Origin of the sequence: Parendozoicomonas haliclonae (genome assembly GCF_900174585.1) — a bacterium.
Classification (GTDB): Bacteria; Pseudomonadota; Gammaproteobacteria; order Pseudomonadales; family Endozoicomonadaceae; genus Sansalvadorimonas; species Sansalvadorimonas haliclonae.
Genome location: NZ_FWPT01000007.1, coordinates 47,896 through 65,425, shown reverse-complemented (window position 1 = coordinate 65,425; position 17,530 = coordinate 47,896). Strand labels below are relative to the sequence as shown.

Sequence of the window (17,530 nt, the reverse complement as noted above, 5' to 3'; positions counted from 1 at the left end):
CCAAAAAAGAAATGTGATAGATGTCTAACTACGAAACTGTAGAGCAGAAAGCCAGCTACGGCATCGGCCGCCAGATGGGTGATCAACTGGCACGTCAGGCCTTTGAAGGTCTGGATATTGCTGCCGTTCAGCAAGGTCTGGCTGACTCCCTGCAGGGTGAGGAATTTGCGGTATCTGTTGAAGATATCAATGCGGCCTTCCAGGTGATTACCCAGAAGATGCAGGAAGCGCAGGAAGCACAATCCGCAGAAATTATTGCTGCCGGCCAGGCGTTCCTGGACGAAAACGCAGCCCGTGAAGGCGTGACCGTGACGGATTCCGGTCTGCAGTACGAAGTACTGGCCAAGGGTGAAGGCGAACGTGTTGGCAAAGACAACACCGTTAAGGTTCACTACCACGGCACCCTGATTGACGGCTCTGTATTTGACAGCTCCGTGCAGCGTAACGACCCGGCCACCTTCCCGGTGACTGGCGTGATCGCCGGTTGGGTTGAAGCCCTGCAGCTGATGAATGTTGGCGACAAGTTCAAGCTGACCATTCCTCACAACCTGGCTTACGGTGAGCGTGGTGCGGGTTCCATCCCTCCATACTCCGTGCTGGTATTTGAAGTCGAAGTTCTGGATATCGTTGCCTGATAGCCAGCTGTTTCACTGAGAAACGGAAAGGGGAAAGATGAATGTCTTTCCCCTTTTTTTTCTGCCCTTGTTAAATCGCTTTTCGGAAAACGACACGATCAACCTGTTTAATAAAACTCGAATTTTTAAGCTGGCAAAGAGTGGACTGTAAAGGAAATATTTCTGTCTATTCCGGCTTGTCTGGCGGAAAGTGGGTACTTTTTCAACAGGGACATGTTATCCTGTGATCACTGTCAAACTTTCTCTCGTATTGACAGGGCATTCCTAAAGAAAAAACAGGCAGGACGCCTTCGCAGTTAAAAAGAATAAACGGGGTAGCCAGTGGTTCCTATTCGTGTGCTGGTCGCAGACGACCATGATCTGGTTCGCTACGGCATCACCTTGATGCTGAAAGAGGTAGCCAATATCGAAGTCGCTGGTGAAGTCTGCTCTGGCGAAGAGGCCCTCGAGTTCTGTCGCAATCACCCTGTCGATGTCGTGTTAATGGATATCCGCATGCCCGGTATGGGCGGGTTGGAAGCCACCCGTCGTATGCATGCCAGTCGTCCCGAAGTCAAAATTGTTGCCCTGTCGGCCATGGATGATCTTGTCCATGCCAAGAAGATTCTCGAAGCCGGCGCCTGGGGGTATTTGACCAAAGGTGGTGATCCTGCGGAAATGACCCGCTGTCTTGAATCAGTCGCCCGTGGACGTCGCTTTATCTGTGCCGATGTGGCTCAGGAAATGGCGGTTGGATCTGTTGATCCAGTGAGTGACAATCCTTTCGATAAGCTTTCTCCTCAGGAATTTCAGGTCGCCAATATGGTGATCGATTGTTATAAAACGGCGGATATTGCCTCGTCCATGGGCATTGAAGGCAAAACCGTGAACAGCTATCGCTACCGCATTTTTGAAAAGCTGGGTGTGAAAAGCGATGTGGCGCTGGCCAGGCTCGCCATACAGCATGGGCTGGTAGATGTGGCTCAACCGGTTGAGCCGTCGTTGGCTTCTGCTGATTCCTGATCGAGCATTTCCTGGCGAAGGTCTTTCGCCTGATAAGCGTGCGGGTTAACCTTGGGGCATTATGATGTCGTATTGATATCGCTTGTCAGTGCCAGCCCAGCGGTTATTTGTTATGCCTGCTTCCGAATCCGACAGTGCCTTTGATCATAAGGCGTTCCTCCAGACGGCCTCTCAGGAGCCGGGCGTTTACCGGATGCTGGGTAAAGACGGCAAGATTCTTTATGTTGGCAAAGCCAAGTCCTTGAAAAACCGTCTGGCCAGTTATTTTCGCGCGCAGGGTCGCAGCGTAAAAACAGAAGCACTGGTTGCACGTATCCATAATATTGAAACCATTGTCACCAACAGTGAGAGTGAGGCACTGATCCTTGAGCAGAACCTGATCAAGGCCAACCGTCCGCCTTACAATATTCTGCTGCGCGATGATAAATCCTATCCCTTTATCTTTCTTTCTGAAGATGAGTGGCCCCGGCTCTCTCTGCATCGGGGCACGAAACGTAAAAAAGGTCGTTACTTTGGGCCTTATCCTAGTGCCGGTTCAGCCCGTGAGAGTCTGATCCTGCTCCAGAAAGTATTTCGGGTCCGCCAATGTGAGGATTCCTACTTCCGTAACCGGACCCGGCCATGCCTGCAGTATCAGATTAACCGCTGCAAGGCGCCGTGTGTGGATCTCGTGGGTGATGATGAATACCGGCAGGATGTGAAGGACTCGGTGGATTTCCTCGAGGGGCGCAGCCAGCAGCTGCTATATGACCTGATCAAGCGTATGGAGTCGGCAGCGGAGAATCTGGAGTTTGAAGTGGCAGCGGGTTATCGCGACAGCATCCATTACCTGCGTAAGGTGCAGGAGAAGCAGGTGATTGATGTGGAATCTGGCGATGCCGATGTGTTTGGTGTCGTCAGTGAGCCCGGCGGTAACTGTGTACAGGTTATGTTTGTCCGGCAGGGCCGTATTCTCGGAACCCGGCACTTCTTTCCGGAGTTTACCGAGGGTGATCTGGCTGAAAATCTGGAAAGCTTTCTTGGCCAGTTTTATATCAGTCTGGCGGATACTCGGGATTTCCCCCGGGATATTATTCTGCCGGTGGCGATTCCCGGCCATGAGGCACTTGCAGAGGCCATTCGTACCGTAGTCGGTCGCACCGTTAAGCTGCGTCATAACGTGCGCGGTGAGCGTAAGGATTGGCTGGCCCTGGCGGAGCGTAATGCCCGCCATACCCTCAATACCCATCTGGCCGATCGCCGTAACATCTATGAGCGTTTTCTGTCCCTTCAGCAGTCGCTGGAGCTGGAGAGTATGCCTGAGCGCATTGAGTGCTTCGATATCAGCCATACCATGGGTGAGGGCACAGTTGCATCCTGTGTGGTTTTTGATCAGCAGGGTGCCCGTAAAAGCGATTATCGCCGCTTCAATATAAAAGGCATCATCCCGGGGGATGATTATGCGGCCATGGCCCAGGCGGTAGAGCGTCGTTACTGTCGGGTGCTGGATGAGGGCGGGGTGTTGCCTGATCTACTACTTATTGATGGTGGCAAGGGACAGCTCAGTAAGGCGATGGAGATTATGCGCGGCCTGCAGCTGGAGCATGTGACGGTTTATGGCGTGGCCAAGGGCGAAACCCGTAAGCCGGGGCTGGAAGTGTTGATCAATGGTCATACCGGTCGTGAATATGCGTTGGATGGTGGCACGCCCGGTCTGCATCTGGTTCAGCAGGTACGGGATGAATCCCACCGCTTTGCCATTACCGGACATCGTAACCGGCGAGATAAAAAGCGTACTCGCTCGCAATTGGAAGATATACCGGGCGTGGGTGCCAAGCGCCGTGCAGCTCTGCTGTCTTTCTTCGGAAGTGTGAAGGCGATTCGAGAGTCCACCGTAGAGGAAATTGCCAAGGTGCAGGGAGTGAGCAGGGCGATGGCACAGCAGATTCTGGATGCCTTATCGTGAAGGGAATGGTGTTTTCCGGTTTTCCCCGGGTTGATATGCTCCGGGGCTATGCCAATCCGTCGGATGACCTGATAGACTCTGGCGCTGTTTTGTTTTTTGCGCCAGGGAATAAGGGTTAGCCGTACGCCATGAATATCCCCAACATACTGACCTCCCTTCGACTCTTTCTCATCCCGGTCATTGTGGTGGTGCACTATCTTCCCTTTGCCTGGATGAACTGGGTTGCTGCCATTATTTTTATGGTGGCCTCGTTTACCGACTGGTTTGATGGTTACCTGGCTCGTCGCTGGAATCAGACTACACCCTTTGGTGCGTTCCTCGACCCGGTTGCCGACAAGGTGATGGTTGCGGTGGCGCTGGCCATTCTGATCGAAAAGTTTGATAACCCAATGATGACCGTGCCCGGCCTGATAATTATTGGCCGTGAGATCGTGATTTCCGCTCTGCGGGAGTGGATGGCAGAGCTGGGCAAGCGCACCAGTGTGGCCGTCAGCTTTATCGGTAAGCTGAAAACCGCTGCGCAAATGTCCTCCATTACCTTACTGCTGCTGGCTCAGCAGATGGATGAAGGGCTGGCTGGAATCAGTGGCTCGATTTTGCTGGCGATTGCTGCAGTTTTGACCATTTGGTCCATGTTTGTGTACCTGCGGGCGGCCTGGCCTGATCTCACGCCGTTCAAAAAAGACACAAAATAAAAAGTCTTTATATTTCAATGTATTGACAAAAAAGACGGTTTCCATAAAATAGCCAGCGTTCCTGAGGCGCTGGTCTCAGAGGAAAAGCGGGAATAGCTCAGTTGGTAGAGCACAACCTTGCCAAGGTTGGGGTCGCCAGGGGTTAAGAGAGTGAGTCTCGTTTCCCATGTGCTGAAAGCACACTAAAAACACAGTGCGGGAATAGCTCAGTTGGTAGAGCACAACCTTGCCAAGGTTGGGGTCGCGAGTTCGAGTCTCGTTTCCCGCTCCAGTTTGAAGATCTGCGAGAAGGTTGGGGTCGTCGCTTCATAAAAGATGCGAGTCTCGTTTCCCGATCCAGATTTAAACTCCACCAAAGCTCTGGTAGAGTTGGAAAAGTTAAAGGCGAGTTAGCAAAGCGGTTATGCAGTGGACTGCAACTCCATATAGACCGGTTCGACTCCGGTACTCGCCTCCAAATATCATCGCAGTGTTGAAGCTTACGTGAATACACTGCGATGATTTTTTACAGGTGCATTATTAATTAATCCCTGTAGCCCGAGTGGTGAAATTGGTAGACACAAGAGACTTAAAATCTCTCGACTTTCGGGTCGTGCCGGTTCGATTCCGGCCTCGGGCACCAATAAAATCAAGTGGTTACAGTTGTTTGAATATTAGAGAAAACTGATTTCCTAATATTTCCTAATACCGCTTCCTAATATCCAGTAGTTTCTGGAGACATAAAAAAGCCCACTTTAGAGTGGGTTTTTTTATGTCTTCGATTTATTGATCCAATGCATTCAATCCCGGCTGAGATATTTCAATCGTCCAGCCATGCTGCTTAAGTAGTGTCAGCATATTGCTCTCCCCTAAAAGATGCACGCCACCAACCAGTACGAAAATAGATTTATTGGGTTGTTTATTGTGCAGAGCAAGTAGCTCATCCACCATATTTTGGTTTCTTTTCAGATCCAGTTCTCTCTCGGAGTGTTTCGCGTTTTCCGGGTTCAGTATGTCCTGCCTATTGCAGGCCATCAATGTTGTGTATGCCTTCAGCAGTCTTGGAAGATCTTCCATCTGTTCATTCCAGAAGCTGGTAAAAGTTGGATCTTCCGGCGTTAAGAACAAGGACTTTGTCACTTGCTCTCTGAGGGCCAGTCCGGTTGGATTGGCTTCCAGTGAAGCCAATTGTGGGCCGTCTGGGTGTTGGCAGTGTCGGATCATAATATCATCCATGCTCTCACCCTCTATTCCCAAGGATGTAAGCCAGGCGACGGCTATGCAGGTTAACAGGCCGTCTGAATCGCGCTGATGCTTACACGTATCGTGAGGCAGTCGAGTCAGTTGGCAGTAAGCGTGATACCAGATTCTGCTTTTATCGGACAGGCAGCGATACCACTCCATTCCATAGAGCTCCGCAGGAGGAGGGGTGGTTAGGCTGATTTTTTTTTGCTCTTCCGGGATGATTTCCAATGCCAGCGTATCTGAGTTTCTGGCCTTTTCCAGAACTGAAGTGGGGATAGGGAAAGCCTTTTCATCACTGAAATGCATAGAACCATAGAGGTAGATGCACCCATTATGGCCCGATTGGCTGGCAGTCATCAGTGGCCGTGTATCGCGGAGACCCTGGATGATTTTGATCTCTTGAAGGCAGTTGCGCTGCAGTTGCTCTAGTGCCTGATGGCAGTCAGTCAGTTGCTCCGGAGGGCAATCATGATTTCCAGCAGATAAGCCGGGTGTGCTGAGAGTGCGTGTCGTCGCAACTTTTGGAGTAGCACCTGGGCTTGATCCTTGCCCATAGTCGTTTGCGGCAGATGTTATTGGCTGCGGATGGGGAGGTGCTTTCTTCTCTCGTGGTGTATTGGGGGGGCTCGATACGTGCATATCGTTTATCTCGGGCAAAAAAACACAGCCAGCATATAAAGTTTTCTATCAGTATGGGCTGACAGGGGTGTTAGGCGCTTTTGGCTGAGAAGAGGAGGTTAACAATCTTCCCAGGACTCAGAATCCCAGTTCGGCCAGTCTTCGCATCGAATGATGCCGATATGATTTTGTTTTTGGGTCGCTCCATCATAATACGCGATGGCATCGGGTAGCTGCTGAGCCATCAGGCAGGGGCCGGTCAGTGAGAAGATCAGATCATGGCCAAGATAAAAGGCAGCGTGGGTTGGTTTGCCTTCGGCGATCAGATAGATCGGATAGAAAAATGGCAGCACACCGAGGTGGTTTTTGATCTGGGTATAGGATGCTGTATGCAGGATCGGCATGGAATCTTTTAGTGACATTTTTCCGAACTGAATCTGCTCAACAAAATCCCAGCATACTGGGTGTTCAGGAGCCTGATCAGCAAACCAGTTCTTCAGGCGCTGCGAGCGAAGCGGATCAAGAATGCCTAGAAGAGTGTCTTCTGCTGTAAATTTTATAGTTCCGCAATCTTTGAAGTCATTGGTCTCTAGCCGAGCGTCTTTGCGTGCGGGAATAGCTTCATAGCATTGACCCGTTAATCCCAGGCGCATGGGGTAGAGTGTCGGTGACGTGACGTCATCAGTCATTAATGTCGATTTTTGTTGGCGGTTGATCAGGATGCGAATCTCCTGCTGGCGGCAAACCTTGCCATTGATCTCTTCCTGCTGACCTTTTAATGGTGGCCGCTTCATCCATGCAGATATCAGACATTGGGGTCTTATCTCGGTATAGCCGGTGTCGAATAATCCTCTTATGGCCCCTGATTTTTGTTCGGGACTCAAACGGTCGAACCAGAGTTGTTCAACACGGTTCAGGCTTTGGCTGCTGAGCAGTGGATGAAGGAAATGGTGGTGTGCCGGCACGTCCAGGTGATAGCTGACAATTCCCTGTCTCAGCCAGCCCACTCTTGTGTAGATCATCTCAGGAGTGTCAGTTAGAGAGAAAAGAAGACGTTGCATGGTTTTGTGTGACACTGCATCGTTGAGATCCTCAACAATGGTGTTGAGCTCAGTGAACGTGTCCCTTAAGGGCGTGGCGGTGAGTGGCGTTGCTCGCCTTGGCAATGCGCTCTTATCGTCAGTTGTTTGATCCTGATGTGAAAACAGGGTGGGTAAAAGAAAGGTCATGAAGCGATCAAAGCATGCCTTTTTCTCGGCCTCGGTCATAGAGGGCGGTGGTGTCCTGGTTTTCTTGTAAGGTGTGGCATGGTTTCGGCCGGTCATGCGGCGGCGAAGTGACCTCTTGGTTAAGGACTTTTGAGCTTTATATTTTCTGGTCGTCCGTTGGCCGCTTTTAGGTGGTTGGCAAATTTTGCCACCGACTTCGTTGCACTCTGCTATTGGCGCAATGGAAATAGTGCGGTGATGAAAGCGATAGTGAGTGGACGGTTGAAGGGCTTTCTCCAAACATGAGTCGAGAATCGAGTTGTCCAGGGTCGGTTTGGCCGCCTTTATCATGATCATCATCCCTGTGATTGATCCGGATGAGACTAGTCAGGCGGCAGGTGTTGGCCAATGACAGGTTGGTTATTGGTACTGACGGAAGTGTAATCCCTGTCGGTTAAAAATTGACCTACATCTACGAATCCTCAGAATTTCAGGCAAGGCCGTAAAAATAGTCGTACTCTGCAACACTGAATACACATTGTTGTACGTGTTGTCCCTTAACCGGGATTTGTCTGGAGAGTTAAGAATGTCTGATGTCTTTCACCTTGGCCTGGTTAAAGCTGATCTGCAGGGCGCGGAGCTGGCGATTGTGCCTGGCGACCCTGAGCGGGTAAAACGCATCGCTTCCCTGATGGATAACCCTGAGCACTTGAGCACCAAGCGTGAATACACGATCTGGCGTGGCTTTATCGGAAGTAAGGCGGTTATTGTCTGCTCGACCGGTATTGGTGGTCCTTCGACGTCTATTGCGGTAGAAGAACTGGCCCAGTTGGGCATTCGCACCTTCTTGCGCGTGGGAACAACTGGCGCGATTCAGGAAGATATTGCCGTTGGCGATATTATTGTGACCACCGGTTCCGTACGCCTTGATGGTGCCAGTCGCCACTTTGCACCGATCGAATATCCGGCGGTTCCTGATTTTGGCTGCACCACGGCTATGGTTGAGGCAGCCAAGGCAAAAGGTGTGACTTACCATACCGGTATTACCGCGTCCTCCGATACTTTCTATCCGGGTCAGGAACGTTACGACACCTTTAGTGGTTACGTGATTCGTGATTATCAGGGCGCGATGAAAGAGTGGCAGCGTCTGGGTGTGCTCAACTATGAAATGGAGTCCGCTACCCTGTTGACCATGTGTGCCAGTCTGGGGCTGAAATCCGCCTGTGTGGCTGGCGTTATTGTGAACCGGACTCATCAGGAAATCCCTGATCCGCAGCTGATGGCGAATACTGAATCCGGTGTGATTGAAATTGTTGTTGATGCCGCCCGCCACCTGTTGGCCTGATACCTTTCTGGTCCTTTCTTGACGCTTCTGCCGGTTCTTGCTGGTAGAAGCATTCATCCTCTTAATACTTGCTGTGGGCCGTTTTAGCGTTCATCAGTGAATTGCCACTGCTCTGCTGGCTGAGTGATCTTTGTGTTGCGGTGACCGGCTCTGAAGTTTGCCGGGCAAAAATGGGTGGTGCCGGAATGGACTCAACAGCTTCCAGGTCCACGCTCCTTCTTCTCGCACGACTGCGCAGAGTGCCCAGCGTATCCACAAGCGAATGACGGCGGGAGGAAGGCAGTTCCTTTGAGTGTCTGTGTTTTCTCTTCAGGGAGTCTTCGTAGGTTTGTGAGCGGGATGTGGCCAGTTGGGTGCGGCGTTCTACCCGGCCGGGAGAGCCTGCCCGGGAACAGGCACCTACTTTGCCTTCATATTCCGGGTAGTATTCCTTGAAATAGAGGGAAATATGCCAGGCCTGTTCAGAAAACAGATGCTCCCCGTTTAAGCTTTTCAGATAGGGCAGAAAGCTGGTGGCAACTTCGTGGCTTTTGGTGTCGGCATAGAGCAGGCCGCTCTCCCTGAGTACCCAGGCAACCGCCTGGGAGCAAAAGACCCGCGTATTTTCATCCTTGCTGCTGGTCGGTGTTATGTCGATCTTAAACGTCAGTTTGGCAAGTCCGGCGAGCACGCCCAGCAGATTGTATTCCTTGGTGAGTTCGGTCAGCTCTTGGGCTTTGCTGTAGATGGCGGCTGCATCGAAGGCGTCGTGATTACGGTCCAGTCGGACAATCCAGGCACTGGCGTATTCCTCTTGATAGTTCTCCATTATGCCGGTCAGGGTGCGGACGCAGGCGCCATTTCCCTCGGCAGTCACCAGCTCAATCTGGTCGGGGTCATGGCTGTTATGGGGGTTGGCCACCACCATGGCTACATGCCCCATGGGGATTTGCTCACCTCGGGATGAGACCCTGATCACCATAGAGCCGTAACGGCTTTTGCTGTCAAAGACCACCAGATCGCCCACGCCAAGTGGTATCTCCGGTTCGATTTTCAGTTGATAGGCCAGACGCTGTTCTTTTAGAAAGCGCAGATTGTGACTGGATTGCAGGTATAGCTGCTCACTCTTTTTGCGGCGAGTGTAGAGATCAACCTTGGCCTCGGAAAAGTCTTTCAGTTGTGATTCGATTTCAATGATGGCCTTGTCCTGATGCAGTCGCATTTTTTCATCAAGAAAAGGATGAGCGTACAAAAGCTCTTCCTTAAGGCCGGCCAGATTGGTGTCGATAGCCTGCTGGTATTCCATCGTATTTCTAGGAATGGCCTGCTGGTAAATGGGAAAGATCTGTTGAGGGAGCCCGGGAATAGCAAGCTCGTCATCGAGCATATCCTCGTTAGAGTCTTCGGTTGTTTTAGTTTGCTCTGGCTCTGTTTCCTGCTGCAGTTCTGGTTCTGGCTTCGATTCTGATGCGCTGTTCTCAAGGCTGAGTGCCTGGAGCTTTTCGTTCAGAGTCTCCGCAAAATCTGTTTTCACGGCGATAACTGGCTGTTGGCTATGTCTGGTTCCCCAGCTGGAGGGGCGTGGTTTTGACAGGAGGACAGGTTTAGGTTGGTCGGTAGAAGCATGCTCATGCTTGTCATAGTAAGACTTGGGTAGATAGTTGCGGAGTAGTTTATGCCAGACGTCAGTGCTTGTTTTGCTAGGGTTTTCCCCTGCGATTCGCCTGTGTGTGCCCTTGTGAAAGCGAGGCTTGGCACCATTGTGCAGGCAGCCATCAAGAGGGGTGCCGTAAGTGATTGTCGGTCGCCAGCATTGGGGACAGATTCCGACATTGCAGCCATCTTCAGAGCAGACCAGTGGTGTGTTTTTGGGAATATCACCACAGAGAGTGCAGCCATAGCGCGCCAGCAGAAATTGGGGCAGTACGCTGTGAAAGTTGTGCGAGTAAAATTTCTGAGTCGCTTGGCTGAAGTGAGGCCAGACGAGCAGAAGGCAGAGTAGAGGCAGTCTGTTTTTTATCATTCACGCCAGATCGAAATCCGTTATCCCGTTTTATATCAACAAGCCAGACTAGTTGATGATTCGGAACTGGCAAATCCACTGTCGTTTATTTGATGTTAATGTGCTGGGAAGCGTTCCGGGTTGATAAAAGGAATGCAGGCCAGAATCAACGCCTGATGGTAAACCGAGGAGCGGGACAGAAGCCCGCCGGTCAGCAGGCCGATAGCGCCACCCTGTTGTTTGATATTGGTCGTGCCAAACTGTTCATCCATCACATCCCCCAACTCTTTGCCCTGGGCAATGCCGGTCAGTACTGCTGGTGGAAGGGGTAAAGCGGCCGAGCGGGATTCACCCCGGGTCTTACCATTGCTGATCACCATCCAGGCAAAGGTATGCTCGCCTTCGATCCCTGCTTCCAGGCCCACCCAGTAATCGGCTTCCGGCATGGCCTGCTCAGCATTGGTAACCCGGTTACGGGCGCCTGCCAGGGTTTCTTCGTTAGATAACGGCTGGTCGGGAACACCGCTGCTGACGGCAACACCTTCTATAGAGACTGGGTTGGTGAAGACTTCGGTAAAGGCGCTTTCAACGGCGGCCAGTTTGGCGGGGTTCAGGGAGGCAACGCAAACGCGCAGAGTGCTGTTATCAGGCAAGGGGAGGCTCCGGGCTTAATAAATACAGCGGCAGGGGTGAGCTGCCGCTGTCAGTCAGGTTGTGAGCGATGTTATCAGATGATGAATTTGTCAGCGAAGTTGCTGATGTTGGAGACGCTGGCACCGGCCATGACGATGACGATCAGGGCACCGACCGCAGTTAGCCAGGCCGGGTGTTTGTAGTCGCCCACGATATCCTTGCGGCGGGCCGCCATCAGTACCGAAGCCAGTACCACTGGCAGGATGATGCTGTTGACCAGACCGGCGAGCATCAGCAGGAATACCGGCATGTTGACCATGACCGTTCCCAGTGTGGTGACCACGATAAAGGCCACGCAGCTGGCTTTTTCGTTGCGGGCGACAAAGGGGAACAGGGTCTTGACCAGCGAAACCGCCATGTAGGAGTTGCCGACCACTGAGGTGATGGAGGCGACGAACAGGACGATGCCGAAGATGTGGTAACCCAGAGAGCCGGCACCGAGCTTGAAGGCGCTGGCGGCAGGGTTGCTGTTATCCAGAGCGACACCAGTGGAGATGACACCGATCACGGCCAGGAACAGCAACACCCGGATGACGACTGCGATGGAGATGCCGGCCCAGGCTGCTTTCTTGATGGTGTCGATATCGTTGCCGCCCTGGGACTGCAGGTCAACCAGACGCTGGGCGCCGGTGTAATAGCCGCCGACGGCACCGCCAACGATGGTCAGGGTTGGCAGCAGCAGGCTGGCGTAGCTGGATGGGTAGACGGCTGCGGTCAGGGTTTCTGCAACGGGTGGCAGGTTGGTCATGGCGACATAGGCGATCAGCACAATCATCAGCAGACCGAGGTAGCGTGCCATGGCATCCATGCCACGGGAGGCGTTATGGGCCATAAACAGGATGCAGCCGAGGACGCCGGTAAACAGTGCACCCCAGACGGTATCAACCCCGGTCAGCACATTAATACCCAGAGCTGCGCCGCTGACATTACCGAAGTTGAAGGCCACTGCGCCCAGAGCCAGCAGGATACCGATCACATAGCCAAGGCCTGGGGCAAGGCGGTTGGCCAGATCCTGAATGCGCAGGCCGGAGGTGCCGGTTACCCGCCAGATGTTCATCACGATACCGAAGGTGATAAAGGCGGAGATCAGAACCGGAAACGCCATATCCATCTTGTAGATGTTGGTAAATACGGCGGTCTGGGTCAGAAAGCCCGGGCCTACCGAGGTGGTCGCCATCAAGAAGGCAATGCTGAGAATGGTCTTGGTACTGGCTTTAGCCCGTTTATCCACGGTAACGTTTTCGTTTTTTTGTGCAGATAAAATAGAAAGAGTAGATGACATGGGCAAACCTGATGTTTCTGTTGTTCCTACTTTTTAAAAAAAGCAAAAACAACTGAAATAAATCAGTTGCTCTAACAGAGAACCGCAGTAGGAAGGGGCCTTTCGGCGCTGCGCTCTCTTTAAACGGCGCGGACTATACAGCCGGGTTTTGGGGTTGTCTATAGAATTTTGTCGTTTATTTTTCGGGTGCCTAGTCTCCAGTATTCAGTGCTCTACGCCAGGCCGCAGGTGTTGTTGCAAACCAGGCGCGAAATGCTCGTCCGAAGTTTGCTGGTTCATGATATCCCAGTCGAAAGCTTATCTCTGAAACGGTCAGTCCGGTTTTTCTCAATAGCTGAAGGGCAAAGTGTTGGCGCAGCTCTTCCAGCAGTTTTTTATACGAAGTCTGCTCTTTTTTTAGATGGCGGATCAGGGTGCGGGTGCTGATATTTATCTGTCCGGCAATCTGTTCCAGATTCGGAATGTTACTGGCTGGTGCATTAATCATTGTCTGTTCAAAATGGGCAGACAATATATTCCGAACCGCTTCCGCTGGGCTGTTGCCCCGGGTTTTACGGGCCAGCAGGGTTTGACAGTTGGCCAGATTCTGTCGGTAGCTGTTTTCATCATAAAGCGGTGATGGCAGTGGCCACCAGGTTTTGGGGAAACGAAAGCCGTTAAAGCGCTGCTGGTAATAACATGAGCAGCCATAGGCCTGTTCCAACTCTCTGTGATGGCTCGGCTGATCATAACGAAAGCAGATTTTCAGATGCTCTCCGGTGGCGTGACCTAGAACTGTTTCAATCAGTAGTTGCAGAATACGAATGACGCTCTCGGTCAGCCGGCGGCCATAGGGTTCACTGCCGCTGAGGTCCTGGCACTCAAACTGCCAATACTCGCCTTCCTGTCGCATACATCCATGAAAGCTATCCGTGCGAATGGTGTGGTAATCCATCATGACCATCAAAGCTTCGCCCAGAGTCGGCGCGCTCATGGCGGCAAATCCGAGCGGGCCGTGGCTGGTGATATGGATTTGGCTGCCCAGATGAACGGACCAGGCTCGATCATCACTGTGGTGATCAAGGTTATTCATAATGGCGATATGGTCCGCCAGATTGATGTACTCCAGTCGATCCAGTTGGGCTCGGGTTAGCCTGGTTCCCGCCAGTAATTGCTCTTCAGGCAATCCGCTCATGGTCAGAAAGATTTTGATATACGCAGTAGCGCAGGTAGATGTGCCCAGCATTGTTGTCATTATTTTTCGGCGATGGTTTAAACCGTATCAATATGGGGCAGGTTGTCAATTAATGACTGTTTTTTCGGCAGTCAGTGAAAACGGTTTCTGACAGATAGCAGGGTACAGTGATGTTTATAAGAACAACGGAGTACCGACATGAGTGGTCAGGAAGCAATATACAAGCAACAGCTAAGGGCGGTTATCCATGGCAGCCTTGGCATTTTTCTCGGTTTACTGGCCGGGGTGGCATTAACCTATAGCGCTCTGGGGGAGATCGCCATCTGGCCATGGGTGTCTATTCCCGTTGATATGCCTGGCGATGTTTCTCTGTGGCGGGCTGCCCATGTGGGCTCGATTACCAATGGTCTATTGTGCATTGCCCTGCCGCTGGCTTTTGGGGTGGTAAAGGCGGACGGTGTTTCAGCCCGGCGTGTCTGCAATGCTCTTATCTTCACCGTCTGGGGCAATATTATTTTCTACTTTGCCCGTATCTGGGGTACCAACCGTGGACTGGCACTGGAGAGTGAACGATTTGGTGAGGGAAATTTCTTTGATGGCCTGGCCATGTGGCCGGCCTTTGCCGCCATGCTGGTGACGGCCTATGCCGTGATAAAAATGATTCTGCTGGCCCGACAGGCGCTGAAGCTGGGAGGTGTGAGTCATGACTGAGATGACTGTTCGCAAGCCCGCCTTTGACTTTCCTACTGAGCTGGCAGTGATGCCGGATCTCAAGGATAAATATTATGCGGCGTTTACCAGTGCAGTGACCTTTATTGCCCCCAATATTGAGCGCTATCTGATTCGTATGATGAGTCGGGCCAAGGCGGAGATCAAAGACCCGCAGGTGTTGGATGATTTGCTGACTTTTTCCCAGCAGGAAGCTGCTCATACCAAGGGGCATGAGCAGCTCAATGAAATCCTGCTGGCGCGGATGAGTGAAAAGGGGCGTGAGAGAGTGAAGGCCATCAATGATCAAATGGCCGAAGATTATCGCCGTTTTCTGAATACCCGCTCTTTGAATTTTAACCTGGCTTATGGTGAAGGTTTTGAGTCTGTTACCTGTGCTATCGGCCTGTGGGCTTTTCAGCATCGTACGTTTGAGGGTTTGACTGATGGTTGGCGAGAGTTGATTGAGTGGCACCTGGCGGAAGAGGTTGAACACCGTACGGTTGCTTACGATGTCTACCATGGGTTTAAAGGTCACTGGCTGCACAGGATTACTTTCTCCACCTATGCCCAGCTGCATCTGCTGAAATATATTGTTCGGTTTGGCCGGTGTTTTATGGAAGAGTATGACTTTCCAGGGGATGAAAAGTCGGTATTTAAGCAGTACTTCTGGTCACTGCTACGCCATTATCTGAAAACTGTGCCTCCCTGGTATTCACCCCGTAAGCTTAAAATTGATCCGGCAATCAACCGATTGCTGGAGAAATTCTCCTGATTTGTCTTGGCTTGGATGCTCGATAGCAGCGGTGTGCTGCTATCGGGGCGTTCTTGATGCTCTTGTTGCGCTTGTAATTGTACCTGCCTGCCGGAAAGTGATAATCTCCCACGTCAATAAGCAATTTCAGTTTATAGTGGTCAATTGGGTTGAATTCTCCGGTTGATTAACTGTAAGCCAGACTCCCCTTCATTTGAAGCTGGGAGATATCTACAAGGAAAGGGTTACCATGATGCGCGAGGCGCCGGTCAGTACGCTGACACCTGCATGGTTTGAAACCAGTGCAGAGCTATTAAATATTTCCTGTTGCTCCCCATCCGACAGTCAATGTCGACAGCAACAGCAATGTGGAATGCAGTGCGCCTGAGCATTCACTGACTGCTTTGCAGTGTGCAGCCGAAAGATGAAAGCCGCACCGGATCCTAAAAAACGGTCAGCAAAGTAGAGCTAAGCTATAGACTAATTTACCAAGGGCTGTGAGCAACGGTTCCTTCTTTATTAAGCGTTCTGGCTAATTATCCATGAGCAATTCAGAATCCCCAAAAGCGGCTGGCAAGCCGAAGAACTTTCTTGAGCAGATCATTGACCGTGATCTGGCAGAAGGCAAAGTGCCTAACGGCAAGATCATTACTCGTTTCCCGCCGGAGCCAAACGGCTTCCTGCACCTGGGCCACGCCACCTCTATCTGCCTGAACTTCGGTCTGGCGGAAACCTACAACGGTGAGTGCAACCTGCGTTTTGACGACACCAACCCTGAGAAGGAAGAGCAGGTGTACGTTGATGCGATCCAGGAAGACGTTAAGTGGCTGGGCTTTAACTGGTCCGGCGATGTGCGCTACGCCTCCAGCTATTTCGATACGTTTTATGAGTGGGCTCTGCACCTGATTCGTGAAGGTAAGGCGTATGTGGATTTCCAGGATGCGGAAACCATGCGCGAAACCAAGGGCAACTTCACCAAGCCGGGCGTAAACAGCCCATGGCGTGATAAGTCCGTGGACGAGAACCTGGCCGAATTTGAAAATATGCGTCTTGGCAAATATGACGAAGGCAAAGCCTGCCTGCGCGCCAAGATCGATATGCAGAGCGGCAACATGAATATGCGTGATCCGGTGCTGTACCGTATCCGCAAGGTGCCTCACCACCAGACCGGTGATAAGTGGTGCATTTACCCAAGCTACGACTTTGCCCACGGTCAGGAAGATGCCATTGAAGGCGTGACTCACTCCATCTGTACTCTGGAGTTTGAAGATCACAAGCCACTGTATGAATGGTTCCTGGACAACCTGCCGGTCCCAGCTCGTCCGCGCCAGTATGAGTTCGCTCGTACCAACCTGAACTATGTGGTGACTTCCAAGCGTAAGCTGAAGCGTCTGGTTGATGAGAAGGTTGTTGATGGTTGGGATGACCCGCGTATGCCAACCGTTTCCGGTATGCGCCGTCGTGGTTACACCCCGACTTCCATCCGCAAGTTCTCCGAGATGGTGGGTGTAAGCCGTACTGATGGTATCGCTGACTTCTCCATGCTCGAGCACGCGATCCGTGACGATCTGAACAACAATGCCGCCCGTGCCATGGCTGTTCTCGACCCGCTGAAGGTTGTGATCACCAATATGGCAGAAGGCGAAGTGCAGGATATGACCGCAGCGGCCCATCCGAATAAGCCGGAGCTGGGTGAGCGTGTGCTGCCATTTACCCGTGAGCTGTACATCGACCGCGAAGACTTCAATGAAGACAACACTTTGTCCCGCAAGAAGTTCAAGCGTCTGGTCACCGGTGAATACATTCGTCTGCGCAGTACTTATGTGATCAAGCACGAAGAGACCATCAAAGACGATAACGGTGAGATCGTTGAGATTCGCTGCAGCTATGTGCCGGGCACTGTTGGTGAAAACCCACCGGAAGACGTGAAGCCACGTGGCGTAATCCACTGGGTATCCGCCAGCCATGGTACTGAAGCTGAATTGCGTATGTACGATCGCCTGTTCAACCATGAAGCACCAGACCGTGGTGAGGAAGATTTCCTGACCCATATCAACCCGAACTCCCTGTCTGTGAAGACAGCCTGGGTTGAGCCAAGCCTGGCGAATGCGGCACCGGAGCAGGGCTTCCAGTTTGAGCGTGAAGGTTACTTTGTGGCTGACCGTTTTGATCACACTCCGGAGAAGCCGGTGTTTAACCTGACCATCGGTCTGAAAGATACCTGGGCTGGCAAAGCCGGTAACCAGTAAAACAGCATGTCCGGGCG

The 17,530-nt window shown here is 51.9% G+C and carries 14 protein-coding genes and 4 tRNA genes; 12 read left to right on the top strand and 6 right to left on the bottom strand.

Annotation, left to right across the window (positions count from 1 at the left end):
• The first annotated feature begins 20 nt into the window (after positions 1-20).
• The 8 genes from bamJ to EHSB41UT_RS15200 all read left to right on the top strand — a co-directional run bounded on the left by bamJ (position 21) and on the right by EHSB41UT_RS15200 (position 4,899).
• Positions 21-635 carry a BamJ family beta-barrel-assembly machinery protein gene (bamJ, locus tag EHSB41UT_RS15235; RefSeq protein ID WP_087111347.1) on the top strand — a complete coding sequence of 205 codons (615 nt, stop codon included), beginning with the start codon at positions 21-23 and terminating at the stop codon, positions 633-635.
• Between the two features lie 321 nt (positions 636-956).
• Positions 957-1,637 (top strand): response regulator, encoded by a 681-nt coding sequence (locus tag EHSB41UT_RS15230; RefSeq protein ID WP_207626661.1) that lies wholly within the window; start codon positions 957-959, stop codon positions 1,635-1,637.
• Between the two features lie 112 nt (positions 1,638-1,749).
• Positions 1,750-3,582, top strand: a complete 1,833-nt coding sequence (gene uvrC, locus EHSB41UT_RS15225; protein ID WP_087111345.1) for an excinuclease ABC subunit UvrC — start codon at positions 1,750-1,752, stop codon at positions 3,580-3,582.
• Positions 3,583-3,710: 128 nt separating this feature from the next.
• Positions 3,711-4,277, top strand: a complete 567-nt coding sequence (gene pgsA / locus EHSB41UT_RS15220; RefSeq protein WP_087111344.1) for a CDP-diacylglycerol--glycerol-3-phosphate 3-phosphatidyltransferase — start codon at positions 3,711-3,713, stop codon at positions 4,275-4,277.
• An 86-nt stretch (positions 4,278-4,363) separates the two neighbouring features.
• Positions 4,364-4,446 (top strand) — tRNA-Gly (locus EHSB41UT_RS15215).
• 26 nt (positions 4,447-4,472) lie between these two features.
• A tRNA-Gly gene (locus EHSB41UT_RS15210) sits at positions 4,473-4,548 on the top strand.
• A 112-nt stretch (positions 4,549-4,660) separates the two neighbouring features.
• A tRNA-Cys gene (locus tag EHSB41UT_RS15205) sits at positions 4,661-4,734 on the top strand.
• 78 nt (positions 4,735-4,812) lie between these two features.
• Positions 4,813-4,899, top strand: a tRNA-Leu gene (locus EHSB41UT_RS15200).
• Positions 4,900-5,039: 140 nt separating this feature from the next.
• On the opposite strand, the gene EHSB41UT_RS15195 is transcribed toward EHSB41UT_RS15200, so the two are convergent.
• Together EHSB41UT_RS15195 and EHSB41UT_RS15190 are read right to left on the bottom strand one after the other, a co-directional pair.
• The gene (locus EHSB41UT_RS15195) at positions 5,040-6,140 is read right to left on the bottom strand and encodes a TraB/GumN family protein (protein ID WP_087111341.1); all 1,101 of its coding nucleotides are present in this window, start codon (positions 6,138-6,140) and stop codon (positions 5,040-5,042) included.
• 98 nt (positions 6,141-6,238) lie between these two features.
• Positions 6,239-7,678, bottom strand: a complete 1,440-nt coding sequence (locus EHSB41UT_RS15190; RefSeq protein ID WP_133060532.1) for a hypothetical protein — start codon at positions 7,676-7,678, stop codon at positions 6,239-6,241.
• Positions 7,679-7,913: 235 nt separating this feature from the next.
• On the opposite strand from EHSB41UT_RS15190, the gene udp reads away from it, so the two are divergent.
• A complete protein-coding gene (udp, locus tag EHSB41UT_RS15185; RefSeq protein WP_087111336.1) occupies positions 7,914-8,672 on the top strand; it encodes a uridine phosphorylase in 759 nt (252 codons plus the stop codon).
• Positions 8,673-8,733: 61 nt separating this feature from the next.
• Here udp and EHSB41UT_RS15180 read toward each other — a convergent pair whose 3' ends face one another.
• From EHSB41UT_RS15180 to EHSB41UT_RS15160, 4 genes are all read right to left on the bottom strand, one after another.
• Complete coding sequence (locus EHSB41UT_RS15180; protein ID WP_087111334.1) at positions 8,734-10,185, bottom strand: hypothetical protein; 1,452 nt, start codon at positions 10,183-10,185, stop codon at positions 8,734-8,736.
• A 584-nt stretch (positions 10,186-10,769) separates the two neighbouring features.
• The gene (yjjX, locus tag EHSB41UT_RS15170) at positions 10,770-11,306 is read right to left on the bottom strand and encodes an inosine/xanthosine triphosphatase (RefSeq protein WP_207626660.1); all 537 of its coding nucleotides are present in this window, start codon (positions 11,304-11,306) and stop codon (positions 10,770-10,772) included.
• Between the two features lie 74 nt (positions 11,307-11,380).
• Positions 11,381-12,628 (bottom strand): NRAMP family divalent metal transporter, encoded by a 1,248-nt coding sequence (locus EHSB41UT_RS15165; RefSeq protein WP_087111330.1) that lies wholly within the window; start codon positions 12,626-12,628, stop codon positions 11,381-11,383.
• Between the two features lie 190 nt (positions 12,629-12,818).
• Positions 12,819-13,853 (bottom strand): AraC family transcriptional regulator, encoded by a 1,035-nt coding sequence (locus tag EHSB41UT_RS15160; RefSeq protein ID WP_165767282.1) that lies wholly within the window; start codon positions 13,851-13,853, stop codon positions 12,819-12,821.
• Between the two features lie 147 nt (positions 13,854-14,000).
• Here EHSB41UT_RS15160 and EHSB41UT_RS15155 point away from each other — a divergent pair, with 147 nt between their 5' ends.
• The 3 genes from EHSB41UT_RS15155 (at position 14,001) to EHSB41UT_RS15145 (ending at position 17,513) form a co-directional block, all read left to right on the top strand.
• A complete protein-coding gene (locus EHSB41UT_RS15155; RefSeq protein ID WP_087111326.1) occupies positions 14,001-14,513 on the top strand; it encodes a styrene oxide isomerase in 513 nt (170 codons plus the stop codon).
• Positions 14,506-15,285 (top strand): metal-dependent hydrolase, encoded by a 780-nt coding sequence (locus tag EHSB41UT_RS15150; protein WP_087111324.1) that lies wholly within the window; start codon positions 14,506-14,508, stop codon positions 15,283-15,285. Before EHSB41UT_RS15155 ends, EHSB41UT_RS15150 begins: the two co-directional genes overlap by 8 nt.
• Positions 15,286-15,806: 521 nt before the next feature.
• Positions 15,807-17,513 (top strand): glutamine--tRNA ligase/YqeY domain fusion protein, encoded by a 1,707-nt coding sequence (locus tag EHSB41UT_RS15145; RefSeq protein ID WP_087111322.1) that lies wholly within the window; start codon positions 15,807-15,809, stop codon positions 17,511-17,513.
• Positions 17,514-17,530 lie beyond the last annotated feature (17 nt).